The 20,658-nt window shown below is 72.3% G+C and carries 18 protein-coding genes; 10 read left to right on the top strand and 8 right to left on the bottom strand.

Annotated elements, in window-relative coordinates:
- On the bottom strand, positions 1-786 hold the full coding sequence (locus tag ABT137_RS42930; protein ID WP_351717695.1) for a TetR/AcrR family transcriptional regulator: 786 nt from the start codon (positions 784-786) through the stop codon (positions 1-3).
- Between the two features lie 121 nt (positions 787-907).
- Here ABT137_RS42930 and ABT137_RS42925 point away from each other — a divergent pair, with 121 nt between their 5' ends.
- Both ABT137_RS42925 and ABT137_RS42920 read left to right on the top strand, forming a co-directional pair.
- Positions 908-2,122, top strand: coding sequence for a saccharopine dehydrogenase family protein (locus ABT137_RS42925; RefSeq protein ID WP_351717693.1), 1,215 nt, complete (start codon positions 908-910; stop codon positions 2,120-2,122).
- 114 nt (positions 2,123-2,236) lie between these two features.
- Positions 2,237-2,491, top strand: a complete 255-nt coding sequence (locus ABT137_RS42920) for a WhiB family transcriptional regulator (protein ID WP_351717691.1) — start codon at positions 2,237-2,239, stop codon at positions 2,489-2,491.
- Here the strand turns inward: ABT137_RS42920 and ABT137_RS42915 are convergent.
- The 4 genes from ABT137_RS42915 to ABT137_RS42900 form a co-directional block, all read right to left on the bottom strand.
- On the bottom strand, positions 2,484-4,343 hold the full coding sequence (locus ABT137_RS42915; protein ID WP_351717689.1) for a HAMP domain-containing sensor histidine kinase: 1,860 nt from the start codon (positions 4,341-4,343) through the stop codon (positions 2,484-2,486). The genes ABT137_RS42920 and ABT137_RS42915 overlap by 8 nt on opposite strands.
- Positions 4,340-5,041, bottom strand: a complete 702-nt coding sequence (locus ABT137_RS42910; protein ID WP_351717688.1) for a response regulator transcription factor — start codon at positions 5,039-5,041, stop codon at positions 4,340-4,342. The genes ABT137_RS42915 and ABT137_RS42910 overlap by 4 nt, the downstream gene beginning before the upstream one ends.
- A 31-nt stretch (positions 5,042-5,072) precedes the next feature.
- Positions 5,073-5,816, bottom strand: a complete 744-nt coding sequence (locus ABT137_RS42905; RefSeq protein ID WP_351717687.1) for a hypothetical protein — start codon at positions 5,814-5,816, stop codon at positions 5,073-5,075.
- Positions 5,817-5,956: 140 nt separating this feature from the next.
- Positions 5,957-7,360: a M1 family metallopeptidase gene (locus ABT137_RS42900; RefSeq protein WP_351717685.1), complete on the bottom strand. Its 1,404-nt coding sequence runs from the start codon at positions 7,358-7,360 to the stop codon at positions 5,957-5,959.
- A gap of 166 nt (positions 7,361-7,526) precedes the next feature.
- On the opposite strand from ABT137_RS42900, the gene ABT137_RS42895 reads away from it, so the two are divergent.
- The gene (locus ABT137_RS42895) at positions 7,527-7,874 is read left to right on the top strand and encodes a DUF488 domain-containing protein (RefSeq protein ID WP_351717684.1); all 348 of its coding nucleotides are present in this window, start codon (positions 7,527-7,529) and stop codon (positions 7,872-7,874) included.
- On the opposite strand, the gene ABT137_RS42890 is transcribed toward ABT137_RS42895, so the two are convergent.
- Positions 7,871-9,544, bottom strand: a complete 1,674-nt coding sequence (locus tag ABT137_RS42890) for an FAD-binding dehydrogenase (protein WP_351717706.1) — start codon at positions 9,542-9,544, stop codon at positions 7,871-7,873. The two genes, ABT137_RS42895 and ABT137_RS42890, sit on opposite strands and share 4 nt — an antisense overlap.
- 17 nt (positions 9,545-9,561) lie before the next feature.
- Positions 9,562-10,218, bottom strand: coding sequence for a TetR/AcrR family transcriptional regulator (locus tag ABT137_RS42885; protein ID WP_351717683.1), 657 nt, complete (start codon positions 10,216-10,218; stop codon positions 9,562-9,564).
- Positions 10,219-10,338: 120 nt separating this feature from the next.
- Here ABT137_RS42885 and ABT137_RS42880 point away from each other — a divergent pair, with 120 nt between their 5' ends.
- The 3 genes from ABT137_RS42880 to ABT137_RS42870 all read left to right on the top strand — a co-directional run bounded on the left by ABT137_RS42880 (position 10,339) and on the right by ABT137_RS42870 (position 13,060).
- Complete coding sequence (locus ABT137_RS42880; RefSeq protein ID WP_351717682.1) at positions 10,339-10,965, top strand: alpha-ketoglutarate-dependent dioxygenase AlkB; 627 nt, start codon at positions 10,339-10,341, stop codon at positions 10,963-10,965.
- 85 nt (positions 10,966-11,050) lie between these two features.
- Positions 11,051-11,800: an MBL fold metallo-hydrolase gene (locus ABT137_RS42875; RefSeq protein WP_351717680.1), complete on the top strand. Its 750-nt coding sequence runs from the start codon at positions 11,051-11,053 to the stop codon at positions 11,798-11,800.
- 24 nt (positions 11,801-11,824) lie between these two features.
- The gene (locus tag ABT137_RS42870; protein ID WP_351717678.1) at positions 11,825-13,060 is read left to right on the top strand and encodes a DUF4032 domain-containing protein; all 1,236 of its coding nucleotides are present in this window, start codon (positions 11,825-11,827) and stop codon (positions 13,058-13,060) included.
- Positions 13,061-13,083: 23 nt separating this feature from the next.
- On the opposite strand, the gene ABT137_RS42865 is transcribed toward ABT137_RS42870, so the two are convergent.
- Entirely contained in the window at positions 13,084-13,953 is an 870-nt protein-coding gene (locus ABT137_RS42865; RefSeq protein WP_351717676.1) for a universal stress protein, read from the bottom strand.
- 190 nt (positions 13,954-14,143) lie between these two features.
- Here ABT137_RS42865 and ABT137_RS42860 point away from each other — a divergent pair, with 190 nt between their 5' ends.
- From ABT137_RS42860 to ABT137_RS42845, 4 genes are all read left to right on the top strand, one after another.
- A complete protein-coding gene (locus tag ABT137_RS42860) occupies positions 14,144-15,820 on the top strand; it encodes an NAD(P)/FAD-dependent oxidoreductase (RefSeq protein WP_351717674.1) in 1,677 nt (558 codons plus the stop codon).
- Complete coding sequence (locus ABT137_RS42855; RefSeq protein ID WP_351717672.1) at positions 15,817-17,292, top strand: ATP-binding protein; 1,476 nt, start codon at positions 15,817-15,819, stop codon at positions 17,290-17,292. Before ABT137_RS42860 ends, ABT137_RS42855 begins: the two co-directional genes overlap by 4 nt.
- The gene (locus ABT137_RS42850) at positions 17,289-17,642 is read left to right on the top strand and encodes a UBP-type zinc finger domain-containing protein (protein WP_351717670.1); all 354 of its coding nucleotides are present in this window, start codon (positions 17,289-17,291) and stop codon (positions 17,640-17,642) included. Before ABT137_RS42855 ends, ABT137_RS42850 begins: the two co-directional genes overlap by 4 nt.
- A 138-nt stretch (positions 17,643-17,780) precedes the next feature.
- Positions 17,781-20,657: a helix-turn-helix transcriptional regulator gene (locus tag ABT137_RS42845; RefSeq protein ID WP_351717668.1), complete on the top strand. Its 2,877-nt coding sequence runs from the start codon at positions 17,781-17,783 to the stop codon at positions 20,655-20,657.
- The last annotated feature ends 1 nt before the right edge of the window (position 20,658 follow it).

Genomic DNA, 20,658 nt, shown 5'->3' with positions numbered 1-20,658 from the left:
TTACGGGGGGGGGTGCTTTGCGCAATCCGTTGGGTTTATGCTCGAACGCGGGGGGGTGGGGGTGGGTGGGGGCTGGTCGCGCAGTTCCCCGCGCCCCTGACGGGGCGCTGCACTGTCCAGGAGCATTTCAAGTGCCGTCGGATAGGCACTGGTCACCATGCGTTTGGCCAGGAGAGGCGCCGCCTCCGCGATGCGCGGGTGGGTCGTGTGCGGGAGGCGGGCGTAGGTCGAGTGCCATTTGTCCTCGTCGGCGCGCTGGGAGTCCTTCGGCAGGGTCAGGGAGGCCGCGTCCAGGGCGGCGAAGGCGAGGGTCTGGTCGATGAAGGCGTGGTAGATGCGCACGGTCTCGGGCAGTGAGAAGCCTGCCGTGCGCAGGACGTCCAGGACCGCCTCGTCCGCGGCCAGTTCGTGCGCCCGGCCGGTCACGCGGTTCGTCGTCAGCAGGGCCGCCTGCGGGTGGGCGACGTACTGCGCGTGGATGCGCAGGCCGATGGTCCGCAGGTCCGTCCGCCACTCCCCCGTCGGCGTCCAGCCGGCCAGCGCCTGGCCGATGAGGGCGTCGCCGATCGCCAGGGTCAGGTCGTCCATGCCCCGGAAATAGCGGTACAGGGTGCTGGGGTCGCAGTCGAGGGCGAGGCCCAGACGGCGGGCGGTCAGGCCCGCGCTGCCGTGCTCGCGCAGCAGGCGCAGCGCGGTCTCCACGATCAGCCCTTCGGAGAGCACCGTGCCGCTGCGGGTGGGGCGGCGCCTGCGCCGCTTATCCTCCGGTACGACCGCTTTGGGCATCGCGCACTCCCTGCCGTTCTTATGCCAACACCATTGACCTTACGTGACGGCCCGGCGTTTCATTCCGGCCAAGGCGCCCCCGTACCCGACCTCGCTCTCTGTCCCAGAAGGAGATTCCCGCATGCGTGTACTGCTCGTGGGTGCCGGTGGTGTGGGCACCGCCGTCACCCGGATCGCGGCCCGGCGGCCGTTCTTCGACCTGATGGTGGTCGCCGACTACGACCTGGCCCGCGCCGAGGCGGCGGTGACGGCCGTCGGCGACGACCGGTTCCGCGCCGAACGCGTCGACGCCGGTGACGAGGCGGCCGTCGCCGCACTGCTGGCCCGGCACGGCTGCGACGTGCTGTTCAACGCCACCGACCCGCGCTTCGTCATGCCCCTGTTCCGGGCCGCCCGCAAGACCGGCGCGAGCTACCTCGACATGGCGATGTCGCTGTCCCGGCCGCATCCCGAGCGGCCCTACGAGGAGTGCGGGGTCAAGCTGGGCGACGAGCAGTTCGCGCTGGCCGGGGAGTGGGAGAAGGCGGGTGCGCTGGCGCTGGTCGGGATGGGCGTGGAGCCCGGGTTGTCGGACGTGTTCGCCCGGTACGCGGCCGACGAGCTCTTCGACGAGATCGAGGAGGTCGGCATTCGCGACGGCGCGAACCTGACCGTGGACGGTTACGACTTCGCGCCCTCGTTCAGCATCTGGACCACCATCGAGGAGTGCCTCAACCCGCCCGTCGTGTACGAGCGGGGGCGCGGCTGGTTCACCACCGCGCCGTTCAGCGAGCCCGAGGTGTTCGACTTCCCGGACGGGATCGGGCCGGTCGAGTGCGTCAACGTCGAGCACGAGGAGGTGCTGCTCGTGCCGCGCTGGGTGGACGCGCGGCGGGTCACCTTCAAGTACGGGCTCGGGCGCGAGTTCATCGAGACGCTGAAGACGCTGCATCTGCTCGGCCTGGACCGCACGGCGCCGGTGACCGTGGCCGGCGCGGACGGCCCGGTCGCGGTCTCGCCCCGGGACGTGGTCGCCGCCTCGCTGCCGGACCCGGCGACGCTGGGCGAGCGCATGCGCGGCAAGACCTGCGCGGGCACCTGGGTGCGCGGGGTGAAGGACGGGAAGCCGCGGGAGGTGTATCTCTACCACGTTGTCGACAACGAGTGGTCCATGGCGGAGTACGGTTGTCAGGCCGTGGTGTGGCAGACGGCCCTCAACCCGGTCGTCGCCCTCGAACTCCTGGCCACCGGCGCGTGGTCGGGCTCGGGCGTCCTCGGCCCGGAAGCGTTCCCGGCCCGCCCGTTCCTCGACCTGCTGACCGAATACGGCTCCCCCTGGGGTCTGCGCGAGCAGTGACCGCCCGCGAATCCTTCGGGACTTGGCCGTTTCAGCCGTGCCCGGACCGGTGACCCGGACCCGAACAACGCGCACACGAAACGGCAGAGTCGACTTGGATCGCAGGTGACTTCGATGGACGACTGGCGGGACCACGCCGAGTGCCGCAACGAGGACCCCGACCTCTTCTTCCCGATCGGGACCACCGGCCCGTCGCTGCACCAGACCCGGCGCGCGAAGGCGGTGTGCGAGCGCTGTCCGGTGCAGGACCCCTGCCTGCGCTGGGCGATGGAGACCGGGCAGGCCGTCGGCGTCTGGGGCGGTACCACCGAGGCGGAGCGCCGGCTGCTGACCCGGCGCCGGCAGCGGGCGGCGCGCCGGTTCAGCTGACGTCGGCCGGGGCCGGTGCGGCCGGCAGCCGGAGGGTGAACTCGGCGCCCTTGCCGGGTTCGCTGCGTGCCTCGGCGGTGCCGTCGTGGGCGGCGAGCAGATGGCGCACGATCGGCAGGCCGAGGCCGCTGCCTCCGGTACGGCGGCTGCGGGACTTCTCCGCGCGCCAGAACCGCTCGAAGACGTGCGGGAGATCGTCGGCGGCGATGCCCGGGCCCGTGTCGGTGACGGTGAGGACGACGTCGTCGCCGGCGCGGCGGGCGGACAGGGTCACCGTGCCGTCGGCGGGGGTGTGCCGGATGGCGTTGGAGACCAGGTTGCCGAGGGCCTGCCGCATCCGCACCGGGTCGGCGTCGAGCCAGGCGGTGCCGTCGCTGTCGGTCAGCAGGGTGACCCCGGCCGCGTCGGCGGCGACGCGGTGGGCGGCGGCGACCTGGTCGATCAGGTCGGCGGCGCGCACCGGTTCGCGGTGCACGCGCAGGGTGCCGGCGTCGGCGGCGGCCAGGTCCTGGAGGTCGTCGATGATCCGCTGCAGGACCAGCGCCTCCTCGTGCAGGGAGCCCAGCAGGGCCGGGTCGGGGTCGACGAGGCCGTCCCGGGTGACCTCCAGCCAGCCGCGGATGTTGGTGAGGGGGCTGCGCAGTTCGTGGGCGATGTCGCTGACCATCGCCTTGCGCTGCTCCTCCAGGCGTTCCCGGCGTTCGGTGAGCTCGTTGAACGCCTCGGCCAGCAGCCCGGTCTCGTCCCGGGTGCGCACCGGCGCCCGGACGTGCAGTTCGGGCGGCTGCTGGGCGGCGGCCGTGAGCGCGCGCAGCGGCCGTACCAGGCGCATGGCGACGACGGCGGTGACGGCGACCGTGACGGCGAGGACGAGGCCGGCCGCGCCGACGATCTTCGCCTTGTTGGCCCGGGACATGTCGAAACGGGGTGCGGTCTGGTCGCCGATGCCGAGGAAGAGTTCGGCGGCGGGGGCGACGTACGGTTCGAGCTGGGTGCGCCGGGCGTTGAGGACACAGCCCTTCGCGATCTGGTCCATCGATCGCCTGACGTCCTTCTTGGTGATGAGGAAGCCGCCGGAGACCGGGTTGCGCCCGGTGGTGTCGTAGGTGAGGGAAAGCTTGCCGCCCAGGTCCATGTCCTTGGCCTGGAGACAGGGGCGGGCCAGGCTGGTCAGCGCGGTGAGGGCCGTCGTCTCGGTGCGGGTCGGGAAGTCGAGCGCCGAGTTGCGGCCGGTGGCCCCGGTCAGGACGAGGTCGCCGCAGCCGTACTTGTAGGAGAAGGAGATGTCCGTGCCGTCCTCGACGACGAGATAGGGCCGCCCGCTCGGGGTGTGCTGGATGCTGGTGCCGGCGCTGAACCGGTCGAAGCAGGACTTCTGCTTCTCCGCGACCAGGTCCATCTCCTTGCGTTCGGCCGTGGTGAGCCGGAACGGGCCGACCGCGCGCGGGTCGATACCGCTGAGCTGGGCGCCGAACTCGGTGTAGGTGTCGGTGTGCAGCGGGTCCACGGCGGCCGCCGGGCGCGGTGGCAGCGGGGTGTCGTGGGCTGCCGAGTCGGCGATCAGCGTGCGGTCGGCGGTGGTCAGCGCGATCCGGCGGCCGGTCTTGGCCGCCAGCGCCCGGACGGTGTGCTGGACCCCGGTCCAGTCGGGGTGGTCCGCCGCGTACCCGCTGAGCTCTGCGAGGATCTGGTTGTCGGCGGCGAGGTCCTGCCCCTGTTCCTCCTCCAGCGCGCTGGTGGTGGTCGTCACGGCGAGCCAGGCGGTGGCGGCCACGGAGCAGACGGCGATCAGCACCGACGTGAACAGCAGCCGGACCAGCAGCCGTTTGCGCCACGGTATCCGGGGCTTCACGGCCGCCCGCCGCTCAGCTTGTAGCCGACGCCGAACACGGTCACCAGCCGCACCGGCCGCCGGGGATCGGCCTCGATCTTCCGGCGCAGGTTCATCACATGGACGTCGACGGCCCGTTCGGTGGAGGACCGGTCGAAGCCCCGGGTGCACTGCAGCAACTGCCGCCGGGTGAACACCCGGCCGGGTTCCCCGGCCATGGCGAGCAGGATCTGGAACTCGGCCGGGGTCACCTCCACCGGCTCCCCGTCGCAGCGGACCGCGTGCCGCACCGGATCGACGCTGATCCCGGCGGCGGTCACGGCGGGTTCCTCCTCCCGGACGGGGGCGGCCCGCCCGCTCCGCCGCAGGATCGTGCGGATCCGGGCCATCAGCTCGCGGGGGCTGTACGGCTTGGTCATGTAGTCGTCGGCGCCCAGCTCCAGGCCGAGCAGCACGTCGTCCTCGTCGGACCGGGCCGTGAGCATCAGCACCGGGATCTCCGGGTCGCCGCCGCGCAGCACCCGGCAGACGCCGAAGCCGTCGATCACCGGGAGCATCAGGTCGAGGACGACCAGGTCGGGGCCGAGCCGCCGGGCCGCGTCCAGCGCCGCGGCCCCGTCATGGACCACGGTCGCGCTGTGCCCCTCGGCGACCAGCGATCTCCGGATCAGCTCGGCCTGCATCTCGTCGTCCTCGGCGACCAGCACATGTGCGCACACAGGTTCGGATCCTAAGCGGAGTTCCGGCGGCCTAGCGGGCGAGCCAGCCGGCGTGGCCCATGACGACGGCCGGATGCCGGTCCGGGTCGAGGGTGCGCAGCAACTCCTTCATGTGCGCCTTGGCCACACTGACACAGGCGTGCGTCGGGCCGCCGTGGTCGACGTGCAGCCACACGCCGCCGCCGCGCTTCGCGCCCATCGGCCGGGTCCAGTCGAGCGGTGAAGTGCCCGGTTCGCGGTTGTAGTTGATGGCGACGACATAGTCGAAGGAACCTTCCAGCGACTCGCCCTCGAATCCGGTACCGGGCGAGGTGAAGCCGTAGGACTGGTGGTACGGCAGCCTGCTCCCCGGGTCGGCGAGCAGGCCCCCGGCGTCGGTGAGCCCGTACACGCCGACGGGCGAGCGCAGGTCCCCGGCCATGTGGTATTCGCTCCAGCCGTCCCTGCCGTTGTGCGCGGGCCAACTGCCGCCGGGCTCCCAGACGCCGTCGTCGCGGGAGTAGAGAACGACGGTCGACACCGGCGAGTCCTTGCCCCGGCCGGTGGCGACGACGACCTGCTCCGCCCGCTCGGGTATCGCGGCCGTGGTCTTGGGCCCGAGCCCGGGTATGCCGCTCGGCTGGGGGCTGCTGCTCTCGGGTGTGGGGGAAGCCGTCACCGGCGCCGGCCGGTCGTCCTGCGACCGGTTCGGCGCCGCCTCGGCGCCGCCCCCGCACCCGGAGAGCAGGAGGGGGGAGGCGGAGAGGAGGGCAACGGCAGTTCTGCGATGGATCATGAGACCGACCCTGGCCGACGAATGTAAGAAACTCGTCAGCTTTCAGCGCGCCTTTAGGGGCGCCGGGGGTACCCCCGGCCGAAGGCTGGGGGAGGAACTGCGCGACCAGCCCCCACCGGCCGGCACCCGAACAACCACCCCTACGGCTTGCCCTGCTTGTACACCCACGTCTGGAACAAGGAACCGAGATCCTTCCCCGACTCCTTCTCCGCGAGCTTCACGAACTCCGCGGTCGTCCCGTGCCCGTACCGGTGCTGCGAAGCCCAGTCCCTAAGGATCCGGAAGAACACCGCGTCCCCGACCGCCTTGCGCAGCTCGTGCAGAGCCATCGCGCCCCGCGCATAGACCGGCGTGCCGAAGATGTTCTTCCCGCTGCCCGGGTCCCCCGGCGGATACGCCCACAGCTCGTCGCTCGCCGGCTTCGCGTAGAGCGCGTCGAAGTTCTTCTGCGCGCTGTCGCCCCCGTGCTGCTCGCTGTACAGCCACTCGGCATACGTGGCGAAGCCCTCGTTGAGCCAGATGTCCTTCCAGGCGGTGAGGGAGACGGAGTCGCCGAACCACTGGTGGGCGTTCTCGTGCACCAGCGTGCTCAGGTCCGGCGCCGAGTCGTAGATCGGCCGCCCCTGCGTCTCCAGCGCGTACCCGACGCTCGGCGCGTGGTCGACTATCGACCCGGCGGACCGGAACGGGTACGGCCCGAACAGCTTGCTCTCCCATTCCAGCACCGACGGCAGCTTCTTCAGCACGGCCGCCGACCCGCTCGCCTCGCGCGGGTCGACCGCGTTGTACACCTTGATCCCGTCCCGGGTGGTGTACTGCTGCACCTTGAACTTGCCGACCGTGGCGGTCGCGAGGTACGCGGCCATCGGCTCGGTCTGCCGCCACCGGAAGGTCGTGCGGTCGCCGGAGGTGTGCTGTCCGAGGAGGACGCCGTTGGCGACGGCGGTACGGCCCTTGGGGACGGTGATCGTGAAGTCGTACGACGACTTGTCCTTGGGATGGCTGTTGGCCGGGAACCAGGTCATCGCGCCCTGCGGCTCCCCCGCGACGAACGCGCCGTCGTCGGTGCGGATCCAGCCGTCGGCCGAGCCGTCGGGATCGGTGACCTGCTTGGGCGTGCCGTTGTACGCCACGGTGATCCGGAAGTCCCGGCCCTTCGCCAGCGCCCGCGACGGCGTGACGACGAGTTCCTGTCCGCTGCGGCTGAAACGGGCGGTCCGGCCGTCGACGGTCACCCGGGTGACCTTCAGGCCGCTGAGGTCGAGGTCGAAGCGGGTCAGTTTCTCGGTGGCGCGGGCGGTGAGGACCGCCTTGCCGTCGAGGTGCCGGGAGGAGGTGTCGTAGCGGAGCGTCAGGTCGTAGTGGCTGACGTGGTAGCCGCCGTTGCCGCTGAGCGGGAAGTAGGGGTCGCCCGCGCCGGCGGCGCCGATCGTGCTCGCCGAGGCCGTTCCGGCGGCGGCGAGCAGGGCCGCCACGGCGACCGGGACGGTGCCGAGGACGGCCTCGCGGCGGAGGACTGCGGTACGTCTGCTTGCGGCCTGCACATGGACTCCTTGGGGGGTGGCCGATGATCAGTGGCCCACAGACTAGGCGTGCGGGTGTCCGCGTTTCCCCCTCATTCTGGTCAAGCTGCGCCGCGTCGGCAGCCCGTGGGGCGGGGCCGCCGCATACGCTCGCGGCACCGTCAGCGAGCCGGGAGGTCGATCGATCGTGAGCGTGCGCGTCCGCAGGATCTACGAGTCGCCCGAGCCGGCGGACGGGGTGCGCGTTCTGGTGGACCGGCTGTGGCCGCGCGGGCTGTCCAAGGAGGTCGCGCACGTGGACGAGTGGCCGAAGGGGCTGACACCGTCGGACGAGCTGCGCCGCTGGTTCCACGCGGGCGGGTCGTACGAGGAGTTCGTGCATCGTTACGAGGCGGAGCTGGCCGCCCCCGAGGCCGCCGAACTCCTCGGCGGCCTGCGGAAGTCGGTGCGCGAGGGGCCGGTGACCCTGCTCACCGCGTCCAAGACCCCGGACGAGAGCCACGCCACCGTGCTGGCGCGGCTCCTCGCCGGTTAGGCGGTCTGCTTCGCCGCCGCGCAGCCCGCCGCCCGCCCCGAGAACAGGCAGCCTCCGAGGAACGTGCCCTCCAGCGCGTTGTAGCCGTGCACGCCACCGCCGCCGAAGCCGGCCACCTCGCCGGCCGCGTAGAGCCCGCCGATCGGCTGCCCGTCGGAACCGAGGGCGCGGGAGTCCAGGTCGGTCTGGATGCCGCCGAGGGTCTTGCGGGTGAGGACGTGCAGCTTGACGCCGATCAGCGGTCCGGCGGCCGGGTCGAGGATGCGGTGCGGGGTGGCGACCCGGCCCAGGCGGTCGCCGATGTAGCGGCGGGCGTTGTGGATGCCCTGGACCTGGGAGTCCTTGCTGTAGGAGTTGTTGATCTGCAGGTCGCGGGCGACGATCTGGCGGCGCACCTCGGCCGCGTCCAGGAGCGCCTTGTCGGTGAGGCCGTTCATCTTCTCGACGAGCTGCTCCAGGGAGGTCGCGGTCACGAAGTCCGCGCCGTGGTCGAGGAAGGCCTGCACCGGGCCGGGCGCGCCCTTGCCGAGCAGCCGGTCGCGCAGCACGGCCTTGCGGTCCTTGGCGGTGATGTCGGGGTTCTGCTCGGAGCCGGAGAGCGCGAACTCCTTCTCGACGATCTTGCGGGTGAGGACGAACCACGAGTGGTCGTACCCGGCGATGTCCTCGGTGGTGCGCAGGTGCCTGAGGGTGCTGAGAGTGTCGTAGCCCGGCAGGCAGGGGTCGGGCAGGCGGCGGCCGAGGGCGTCGAGCCAGATGGAGGAGGGGCCGGGCAGGATGCGGATGCCGTGGCCGGGCCAGACGGAGTTCCAGTTCTGGATGCCCTCGGTGTAGTGCCACATGCGATCGCGGTTGACCAGGCGGACGCCGGCCTCGGCGCTGATGTCGAGCATGCGGCCGTCCACGTAGGCGGGGACGCCGGTGACCATCTCGGCGGGGGGTGTGCCGAGCCGTTCGGGCCAGTAGCGGCGGACGATGTCGTGGTTGGCGCCGATGCCGCCGGTGGTGACGACGACGGCCTGGGCGGTGAGCTCGAAGTCGCCGATGCGGTCGCGGTTGGAGGCGACGCCGCGCGGTGAGTCGTCGGGGGCGAGGACGGTGCCGCGGACGCCGCGGGCCTCGCCGTCCTCGATGACGAGTTCGTCGACCTGGTGGCGGTGGTGGAAGGTGAGCAGTCCGTCGCGGGCGGCCTGCTTGGCGTAGCGGGCGAAGGGTTCGACCACCCCGGTGCCGGTGCCCCAGGCGACGTGGAAGCGGGGCACGGAGTTGCCGTGGCCGTGGGCGCGCAGGTCGCCGCGCTCGGCCCAGCCGACGGTCGGCAGCAGGCTGATCCCGTGGCTCTGCAGCCAGGGACGCTTCTCCCCGGCCGCGAACTCGACATAGGCCCGTGCCCAGCGCACCGCCCAGGAGTCCTCGTCGTCCTTGCGGTCGAACTGGGCGCTGCCCTGCCAGTCGTTCCAGGCCAGGTCGAGGGAGTCCTTGATGCCGAGACGGCGCTGTTCGGGCGAGTCGACGAGGAAGAGCCCGCCGAAGGACCAGAACGCCTGGCCGCCGAGGTTGGCGGCGTTCTCCTGGTCGACCAGGGCGACGCGCCTGCCCCTGCTGGTGAGTTCGTGCGCCGCGACCAGGCCGGCGAGGCCGGCTCCGACGACGATGACGTCCGCGTCCATGGCGACTTCTGCCCTTCTCATACGGGGTGGGTGCTGCCGTTCGTTCGTGCGGGGTGGGTGCTGCCGTCGGTCAGCAGCGCGGTGAGGAGTTGTTTGAGCCAGGCGCGGGCCCGGTCCACGTCCTTGTCGAGCAGCAGCTGGACGGTGACCCCGTCGTAGGCGGCGACCACCGCGTGGGCCGCGCCCTCGACATCGCCGAGCACGGCGGGGATCGGGGTGTGGCCGCGGGCCCGCAGGAGCCGGTCGGCGATGGCCTCGCGGAGCCGGGCGCGGTGGCCGAGGAGGAGCCCGGCGACGGCCGGGTCCCGGGCGGCATGCACCAGGAAGTCGGTCTTCACCAGCAGCCAGTCCACGTCGAGGAGCAGTACGTCGGTGACGCGGTCCACGGAGGCCGGTACGTCCAGGTCGGGACCGTCGCCGGCCAGCGCGTCGGCGACCTGCTGGGCGATGAGGTCGGCGCGCTCCCGGTAGAGGGCGAAGAACAGCTCGTCGAGGGTGGCGAAGTTGGAGTAGAAGGCGCCCCGGCTGAAACCGGCGGCCTCGCAGACCTCCTCGATGGAGACCCGCCCGAAGCCCTTGGCGGCGAACACCGTGAACGCGGCGTCGAGCAGCCGGGCGCGGGTCTGCACCCGCCGCCGGGTCACACGCCGGTGCGCACCGCCGTCCACTGTCATACGCCGACCTCCGTTCGATACGCGAATGTATCGAATACATCGATGTATCGAAAGAGGCCGTCGCGGACCCGCCGGAGATTAAATAGGAACAGATTTTCGATTACGGAGTACGCTCGGCTCATGGCCACGCACCTCCAGGGCTCCCTGTTCGACCAGACCGACGAGCTGCGGCTCGGCACCCTCGACGACATCGGCCGGACCGTGCTGGGTTCCGGCGCCTGGATCGACGTGCTGCCCGGCTGGCTGGGCGGCGCCGACGCGCTGTTCGAAGAGCTGGCGGCGGACGTCCCCTGGCACGCCGAGCGCCGGCAGATGTACGACAACGTCGTGGACGTACCGCGCCTGCTCGCCTTCTACGGCGCCACCGACCCGCTCCCCCACCCCGTCCTCGCCGAGGCCCGCGAGGCGCTCACCCGGCACTACGCCGAGGAGCTGGGCGAGCCGTTCGCCACGGCCGGGCTCTGCTACTACCGCGACGGCCGGGACAGCGTGGCCTGGCACGGCGACCGGATCGGCCGGGGCGCGCGGGAGGACACCATGGTCGCGATCCTCTCCGTGGGCGCACCCCGTGACCTGCTGCTGCGCCCGCTGCGCGGCGGCCCCTCGGTCCGGCGCCCGCTCGGCCACGGCGACCTGATCGTGATGGGCGGCTCCTGCCAGCGGACCTGGGAGCACTGCGTACCGAAGACGGCCCGGGCCGCCGGGCCGCGGATCAGCGTCCAGTTCCGGCCACACGGCGTACGGTGACCTGGGCCTCGGCAACGGGCGGCCCGCCGTATGTGGTTGGCTGTGCTCCGTTTCGATCGGCACGAACGGGCAAGCCGGAGTGATCATGCAGGCAGAGGTACACGAAGTCGGCAAGGGCGCCTATCTGGTGCACGGCCAGCACACCAACTGGGTGATCCTCAAGGACGGCGACGCCGTCACGCTGGTGGACACCGGCTACCCCGGGGACCGGCAGGGGCTCCTCGACTCCCTCGCGGAGGTGGGCAGTTCACCGGAGGCGGTCGCGGCCGTCCTGATCACGCACGCGCACAACGACCACCTCGGCTCGGCCGAGTACCTGCGCGACACCCACGGCACGCCGGTCTACCTCCACGAGGCCGAAGTACCGCACGCCCGGCGGGAGTTCCTCCAGCAGGTGTCCGTGGGCGAGGTGGTGAAGAACGCCTGGCGGCCGGGTGTGGTGCCGTGGCTCGTGCACGTGCTGCGCGTCGGCGGCACCGAGCAGCACCCGGTCAAGGCGCCCGAGGCGTTCCCGGTCGCCGACGGCCCCCTCGACCTGCCGGGCCGCCCGGTCCCGGTGCACACCCCCGGCCACACCGACGGGCACACCGTCTACCACCTGCCCGAGGCCGGTCTGGTGATCTCCGGGGACGCCCTGGTCAGCGGCCACCGCACGTCGCGGATCCAGGGCCCGCAGCTGCTGCCCGACATGTTCCACCACGAGCGGGCCCGGGCCGTCGCCTCGCTGGACCTGATCGGCGCCCTCGACGGCGACGCCCTGCTGCCCGGACACGGCCCGCTGCACCGGGGTCCGGTGCGGGCGGCCGCCGAGCGGGCCCGGGAGCTGGCGTCGTAACCCACCGGCCTTAAGGTTCGTCCCATGGCCTTGCAGATCAACGCCACCAACCCGGAGCACCCCGCGCTCCTGCTCGAACTCCCCTGGGACGTCCCGCTGGAGGAGTGGCCCGAGGAGTACCTCGTGCCGCTCCCACGGGGCATCTCGCGGCACGTGGTGCGCTACGCCCGGGCCGGCAGCGAGGTCATCGCGGTGAAGGAGCTGGCGGAGCGCCCGGCGCTGCGCGAGTACGAGCTGCTGCGCGACCTGGACCGGCTCGCCATCCCCGCGGTCGACCCCCTTGCAGTGATCACCGGCCGCGCCGACACCGAGGGCGAACCCCTGGAGTCGGTGCTGGTCACCCGGCACCTGGGCGGCTCGATGCCGTACCGCTCGATGTTCGAGACGACCATGCGCCCGGCCACCATGCACCGCCTCATGGACGCCCTGGCGGTACTGCTGGTCCGCCTGCACCTGGCCGGGTTCGCGTGGGGCGACTGCTCGCTGTCCAACACCCTGTTCCGGCGGGACGCGGGCGCGTACGCGGCGTACCTGGTGGACGCCGAGACCGGCGACCTGCACACGCAGCTGAGCAACGGGCAGCGGGAGTACGACCTCGACCTGGCCCGGGTGAACATCAGCGGGGAGCTGCTCGACCTGGAGGCCTCGGGGGCGCTGCATCCCTCGCTGGACCCGATCGAGTTCGGGTTCGAGATCTGCACCCGGTACGGCGAGCTGTGGGAGGAGCTGACCCGGACCTCGGTGTATCCGGCGGGCAAGTACCACTACATCGAACGCCGGATCCGGCGGCTCAACGACCTCGGTTTCGACGTCGCGGAGATGCAGATCCAGCACTCCTCCAACGGCGACACGGTCACCTTCGTGCCGAAGGTCGTCGACGCCGGCCACCACCAGCGCCAGCTGCTGCGGCTGACCGGCCTGGACGCCGAGGAGAACCAGGCGCGGCGGCTGCTGAACGACCTGGAGAGCTGGATGGCCACCCAGGACGACTACGCCCCGGGCGATCCGCTCGCGGCCCGTCCCGAGGTGCTGGCCCACCGGTGGGTGCGGGACGTCTTCCGCCCCACCGTGCGGGCCGTGCCGCTGGAGCTGCGCGGCTCGATGGACCCGGCGGAGATCTACCACGAGCTGCTCGAACACCGCTGGTACCTGTCCGAGCGGGCGCAGCACGACATAGGTCTGGACAACGCGGTCGAGGACTACATCGAGAACGTGCTGCCCAAGGCACGGGAGACCCTGGAGCCGGTCACTCCGGAGTGAACCCGGTCGGCCCGGATCGCGGGTCAGTCGTGCGGGACCACGGCCACCGGGCAGTCGGCGTGGTGCAGCACCCCGTGCGCGACCGAGCCGATGCGGGCCCCCACCGCCGTACGGTGGGCGCGCCGTCCGACGACCATCAGCTGGGCCCGTCCGGCCACCGAGAGCAGCACCTGCCCGGCACTGCCCATCTCCACGTGTTCGGCGACCGGCACGTCCGGGAACCGTTCGCGCAGCGGCCGTACCGCCTCGGACAGCGCCTTCTTCTCGTAGGGCTCCATGCCTCCGGACTCGTCCAGCAGCTTCAGCGAGCCGGGGCTGTAGGCGAAGACCGGCGGCAGGGTCCAGGCCCGGACGACCCGGACCGTCGCGCCGCGGGCCGCCGCCGTCTCGAACGCGAACTGCAGCGCGGCCGCGCTGTCCTCCGGGCCGCCCTGCTGGCCCACGACGACCTCCCGCCCGGCGGCCTCGGCCGTGGGCCGGTCACCGGCGCGCACCAGGACGACCGGGCGTGCGGCCTCGGCGATCACCTGCTGGCCGACGGAGCCCAGCAGGAACCCGACGACCGGGCCGTGTCCGCGCGAGCCCAGCGCCAGCAGCTCGGCCCCGGCCGCCGCGTCCGCCAGCACCTCGACCGGGCCGCCCTCCAGCACGTCGACGCTCACCGCGAGCTCCGGATGCCGCCCGGTGACGGTCCGCACCGACTCGGCCACCCCGTCGGACACCCACCCGCACTGGGCCTCCCGGTCACCGCCGAGCGCCTCGTGCTCCTCGTACCGCCAGGCGTGCACCACCCGCAGCGGCAGCCCCCGGCGCACCGCTTCCCGGGCCGCCCAGTCGAGAGCGGCGAGGCTCTCCTCCGTACCGTCGACCCCTGCCGTGATCGGGCGTGTCATGCACCGGCCTCCTCGTCGGTTCCGCGTCTGCGTGATCAGTCTTGCGCACCGACGGGTGCCCGCTGTGCACCGTCGTACCAGAGCGAAGGCCGACGATCGAACATACGATGGGCGGGAACCGGTACGGTGGCCGCGCTCCTCCGGGAGTGCCCGCCGTGCCGTGGAACCAACGGCTCGGGGTGGGAGACGTATGGCACAGGCTGCCGACGCAGCACGGACCGTCATCATGACCGTGGACGACGACCCGGGGGTCTCCCGTGCCGTCGCCCGGGACCTGCGGCGCCGCTACGGCGCGTCGTACCGGATCGTGCGCGCGGAGTCCGGGGAGTCGGCGCTCGACGCGCTGCGGGAGCTGAAGCTGCGCGGCGACCTGGTGGCGGTGATCCTGGCCGACTACCGGATGCCGCAGATGAACGGCATCGAGTTCCTGGAACAGGCCCTGGACGTGTACCCGGGCGCGCGACGGGTGCTGCTGACCGCGTACGCGGACACCAACGCGGCGATCGACGCGATCAACGTCGTCGATCTGGACCACTATCTGCTCAAGCCCTGGGATCCCCCGGAGGAGAAGCTCTACCCGGTCCTGGACGACCTGCTGGACGCCTGGCGGGCCAGTGACTACAAGCCGGTGCCGGCCACCAAGGTCGTCGGGCACCGCTGGTCGGCGCGGTCCTCTGACGTGCGGGAGTTCCTGGCCCGCAACCAGGTGCCGTACCGCTGGTACTCGGTGGAGGAGCCGGAGGGCCGGCGGCTGCTGGCGGCCGCCGGCGCCGACGGGGAGCGGCTGCCCCTGGTGATCACGCCGGACGGCACGCCTCTGGTGGAGCCGGAGGCGCCCGAGCTGGCCGCGCACGTGGGCCTGGCGACGACCCCGACGGCGGACTTCTACGACCTGGTGGTGATCGGCGGCGGTCCGGCCGGGCTCGGCTCGGCCGTGTACGGGGCGTCGGAGGGGCTGCGGACCGTGCTCGTGGAGCGGTCGGCGACCGGCGGGCAGGCCGGGCAGAGCTCGCGGATCGAGAACTACCTGGGCTTCCCGGACGGGGTGTCGGGCGCCCAGCTCACCGACCGGGCCCGGCGGCAGGCCGCCAAGTTCGGCGCGGAGATCCTGACCGCCCGCGAGGTCACCGGACTTGAGATCAACGGGGCCGCGCGGGTGGTGCGGTTCGCGGACGGCTCGGCGGTCGCGGCGCACAGCGTGATCCTGGCGACCGGAGTGCAGTACCGGCAGCTGGAGGCCGAGGGCTGCATCGACCTGACCGGCTGCGGGGTGTTCTACGGCTCCGCGCTCACCGAGGCGACCTCCTGCCAGGGCCAGGACGTGTACATCGTCGGCGGCGCCAACTCGGCCGGCCAGGCGGCGATGTACCTGTCCCGGTTCGCCAAGTCGGTGACCCTGCTGGTCCGCGGCGCCGACCTGTCGGCCTCGATGTCGTACTACCTGATCCAGCAGATCAACGAGGCCTCCAACATCGCCGTGCGCAGTCACACCGTGGTGGACGCCGCGCACGGCGTCGAGCGACTGGAGCAGCTCACCCTGCGCCATGTGCAGAGCGGGGACCGGGAACAGGTCGACGCCCAGTGGATGTTTGTCTTCATCGGGGCGGCACCGCTGACCGACTGGCTCGGCGACACGGTGCTGCGGGACGAACGCGGGTTCATCCTGGCCGGGCCGGACCTGACCGTCGACGGACGGCCGCCGGCGGGCTGGGAGCTGGACCGGCCGCCGTACCACCTGGAGACCAGCATTCCCGGCGTGTTCGTGGCGGGCGACGCACGCGCCGAGTCCGCCAAGCGTGTCGCGTCCGCCGTCGGAGAAGGAGCCATGGCAGTGATGCTCGTCCACCGGTATCTGGAGCAGTCATGAGCGGGCAGCTGATGCCGTGCAGCCCGCAGGAGATCGGCGCGCTGTTCCTGTTCGAGAAGCTGGAGCCGGAGCAGCTCGGGCGGCTGTGCGCGGCGGGCCGGGTGGAGCTGTTCCAGCCGGGTCCGGTCTACACCGAGGGTGAGCCGGCCACCTGCTTCTACGTGATGGTCGAGGGCACGGTGGTGCTCTCCCGGCAGGTCGGCGGGGACGACGTCGAGGTGACCCGGACCTCGCAGGCCGGGGTGTACGCGGGCGCCATGCAGGCCTACCTCGGGGACCGGGTGCGGCAGGCGTACAACAACTCGATGCGGGTGACCGAGCCGACGCGGTTCTTCGTGCTGCCGGCCGACACGTTCGCGGACATCATGCGCGAGTGGTTCCCGATGGCCGTGCACCTCCTTGAAGGCCTGTTCTTCGGTTCGAAGAACACCCAGGCGGCGATCGGGCAGCGCGAACGGCTGCTGGCGCTCGGCTCGTTGTCCGCCGGGCTCACCCACGAGCTCAACAACCCGGCCGCGGCGGCCGTGCGGGCCACGTCGACGCTGCGCGAGCGGGTGGCGAAGATGCGGCACAAGCTCGCCATCATCGCCGGCGGGCCGTTCTCGCGCGAGCAGTTGGCGGGTCTGATCGAGATCCAGGAGCGCACGGCGGAACGGGTCGCCAAGGCGTCCTCGCTCAGCCCGCTGGAGGCCGCCGACCGTGAGGACGCGCTCACCGACTGGCTGGAGGACCGCGGCATCGACCACGGCTGGGAGCTGGCACCGACGTTCGTACAGGCCGGGCTCGACGTCGACTGGCTGGAGCAGGTCGCCGCCGCCGTCGACGAGGAGATCCTGCCGAACGCGGTCGGCTGGCTCAACTACACCATCGAGACCGAGCTGTTGATGAACGAGATCGAGGACTCGACCACCCGGATCTCGAACCTCGTCGACGCGGCCAAGCAGTACAGCCAGCTGGACCGGGCGCCGTACCGGGAGGTGGACGTGCACGAACTCCTCGACAGCACCCTGCTGATGCTGTCCGGGAAGATCGGGCAGGACATCCGGGTGGTCAAGGAGTACGACCGTACGGTCCCGCCGGTCCCCGCCTACCCCGCCGAGCTCAACCAGGTGTGGACCAACCTCATCGACAACGCGGTCTGCGCGATGAAGGACGGCGGCGCGGGCGCCGGACACGGCACGCTCACCGTGCGGACCGCGCTCGACCACGAGCAGCTGCTGGTCGAGTTCCGGGACACCGGGACCGGGATCGCGCCGGAGATCAAGAACCGGATCTTCGACCCCTTCTTCACGACCAAGCCCGTCGGGCAGGGCACGGGGCTCGGTCTGGACATCTCGTGGCGGATCGTCGTGAACAAACATCACGGCAGCATGCGGGTGGAGTCGGAGCCCGGCGACACCCGGTTCCAGGTGCTGCTTCCGCTGACCGCCGAGACGCCCGAGGAATCCGAGACACCTGTGGAGGCAGTATGAGTGGCGACACCTCGATAGACCCGAACGTTCCGCCGAGCGGCGCCGGGTGCGTGGAGTGCGACGCGGCGGGGGGCTGGTGGTTCCATCTGCGGCGGTGCACCGAGTGCGGGCACATCGGTTGCTGCGACGACTCGCCATCGAAACATGCGACGGCGCATTTCCGTGACACCGGGCATCCGGTGATCCGTAGTTACGAGCCGGGCGAGGGGTGGTTCTGGAACTACGAGACGGAGGAACTGTTCGAGGCCGGGCCGGAGTTGGCGCCGCCGTTGAGTCATCCTGCGGAGCAGTCCGTGCCGGGGCCTGCGGAGCGGGTGCCGGAGGACTGGGCTCGGGTTCTGCGGGGTTGAGCGCCCAGAGGGTGGGGGGTTCTGTGGTGATGGAGGCTGCGGGTGCACCGTGGCTGGTCGCGCCCGCGCGGCGGAGCCGCAAATCGATACGGCCCCGCCCCCCTGGTTTCTTGAGTCGTCCCTTGTCAGGATGTGGGCGTGTCGCAGAGATCGTTGACCACCCCCCTGATCGGGCGGGATGACGAGTTGGCCCGCCTCGCGGGGATCCTTCAGCGAGCCCGGAACGGCAGTGGGCAGGCCGTGCTGGTCGCCGGGGACGCGGGGGTCGGGAAGACGCGGCTGCTGGACGAGGTCTCGGCTCGGGCGGCTACCGCCGGGGCCACCGTCGTCACCGGGCACTGTGTCGATCTCGGGGATGTGGGGCTGCCGTATCTGCCGTTCACCGAGATTCTCGGGGTGCTGGCGGGTGATGAGCGGTTCGGTGGGGTGCTTGCCGCGCATCCTGTCGTGGAGCGGCTGCTCGGGGCCGGGTCGGACGCCTCCCGCGACGCGGATGCGCGGCTGCGGCTCTTCGAGGGCGTCTCCGGGCTGTTCGCCGAGTTGGCGGCCGCCGCGCCGCTGCTGCTGATCCTGGAGGATCTGCACTGGGCCGACCAGTCGTCCCGGGACCTGCTGCGGTTTCTGCTGAGTCGGGGTGTGCTCCCGCGCCGGCTCGCCGTGCTGGCCTCCTACCGTGCCGACGATCTCCATCGGCGGCATCCGCTGCGGCCGCTGCTCGCCGAGCTGGTGCGGCTGCCCGGGGTGGAGCGGCTGGAGGTGCGGCCGCTGGCCGACGGCGAGGTGGCACGGCTGGTGCGGGCGCTGGAGGAGCGGCCGCTGTCCGAGGCGACCGTGCGGGACATCGTGGAGCGGGCCGAGGGCAACGCCTTCTACACGGAGGAGCTGGTGGCCGCCGCCGACGCGGACGGGATGCCGACCGGGCTCGCCGATCTGCTGCTGATCCGGGTCGAGCAGTTGTCGGAGACGGCCCAGTTGGTGCTGCGGACGGCCGCGGTGGCCGGGCGCCGGGTCGGGCACGATCTGCTGCTGGATGCGGCCGGGCTCCCGGAGGAGGAGCTGGAGGCCGCCCTGCGGGAGGCGGTGGGGCGGCAGTTGCTCGTCGCCGGGGACGGAGACACGTACGCCTTCCGGCATGCCCTGGCGCGCGAGGCCGTCTACGGCGATCTGCTGCCCGGGCAGCGGGCGCGGCTGCACGGCACGTACGCCAGGCTGCTCGCCGCGCGCGGGGGCGGGGCGGCGACGGCCGCCGAGCGGGCGCACCACTACCGGGAGAGTCACGATCTGCCCGAAGCGCTGGCCGCGTCCGTGGAGGCCGCGGGTCACGCCCGGCGGATGGGTGCCCCGGCGGAGGAGCTGCGGCATCTGGAGGCGGCCCTGGACCTGTGGCCGGCCGTGCCGTGCGAGGCGCGGCCCTCCGGCGAGGGCCTGGACCCGGTGAGTCTGACGCTGCGGGCGTCGGCGGCGGCCGCGCACTCCGGGGACGCGCACCGGGCGGTGTCCCTGACCCGGGCCGCGCTGGCCGGGGCCGGCCAGGACGCGGATCCCGAACTCGCCGCCCGGGTGCGCTACACGCTCGCCGGGAACCTCATGACCGTCGACAACCTCGCCGCCGCGTTCGCCTACAGCAGCGAGGCACTGGCGATGATCCCCGCCGAGCCGCCGTCCCGGACCTGGGTGTGGGCGGCGGCCACCCATGTCATGGCGGCCCGTCAGGTCGGGGACGACGCGACCGCGTTGCGGGTCGCGCGGCAGGCCCTGGAGGTCGCCGAGCGGATCGGTGCCACCGCCGCCCGGGCCGACCTGCTGATCTCCCTGGCCCGGCTGGAGGGCGGCGGGCGCCGCACCCTGGAGGGGCGGGAGAGGCTCCGGGAGGCGCGGGAGCTGGCCAGGTCGGCCGGGGACACGCCGGTGGAGATGCGAGCGCTGTTCAGCCTGGCCATCAGCTGCTTCGAGTCGGGTGAGCTGCGCGAGTGCCTGCCGTGGATCACCGAGGGGCTCGACCGGGCCCGGCGGTCGGGGCTGCTGTCCTCGCCGTACGCGCTGGAGATGCGGTATCTGCGGCTGCTGGTGCTCTTCACGCTGGGGCAGTGGGACGAGTGTGTGCGGGTGGCCCGCGCGGATCCGGCGCCCGGTTTCGCCGAGGCGGCCGTCCTGTACATAGCGCTGGCCCGGGGCGAGCCGGATGTCGTGGAGCGGGCAACGGCGCTGCTCGGGGAGCCGTTCGACTGGATGGGCACGTTCGTCGCGGGAATCGTGCTGACCGACGCGGCCGCGCTGCGGGGTGATCCGGAGGAGGCCGTGGCACGGGCGCGGGACGCGGTCGCGGTGCTCTCCGACGAGTTGGGGCGGGCGCCGCACGTGACGGTCCGGCTCGCCACGCTCGCGCTGGCGGCGGTCCCGGACCGGGCGGCGGCCGAACGGCGCGGCGACGGGAGCGCCGACCGCTGGAGTGGTGTCGCCGGTGAACTGGTGGAGCTGGCGCGGGCGACGGCCGCGGGGCAGGGTCCGGAGGGGCAGGCCTGGCTGGCGCGTGCCGAGGCGGAGTGGGCCCGTGCCGTGTCCGGGCCGGACGTGGCGGCCTGGGAGAAGGCGGTGGCCGCGTTCGCGTACGGCGACGTGTACGAGGCGGCCCGGGTGCGGCTGCGGTACGCCGAGGCCCTCGCGGCCGACGGGCGGCATGCGGAGGCCGCGGAGCAGGCACGGGCGGCCCGGGAGACCGCGGTGGCGCTGGGGGCCGGGCCGTTGCTGGAGCGCTCGGGCGCGCTGCTGCGCCGGTCGGCGCCGGCGGAGAACGCGGCCCCGCCGCTGACCGCGCGCGAGCAGGACGTGCTGCGGCTGCTGGCGCTCGGTCGCAGCAACCGGCAGATCGGCGAGGAGCTGTTCATCACCGGCAAGACGGCGAGCGTGCATGTCTCCAACATCCTCGCCAAGCTGGGCGCGGCGAGCCGTACGGAGGCGGTGGCGATCGCCTACCGGGAACGCCTGATCACCCCCGAGCCGACGGCCCAGGGGTGAT

The organism is Streptomyces sp. NPDC001980 (assembly GCF_040296885.1).
Taxonomy (GTDB): Bacteria; Actinomycetota; Actinomycetes; order Streptomycetales; family Streptomycetaceae; genus Streptomyces.
This window is presented reverse-complemented; position numbering and strand designations above follow the sequence as displayed.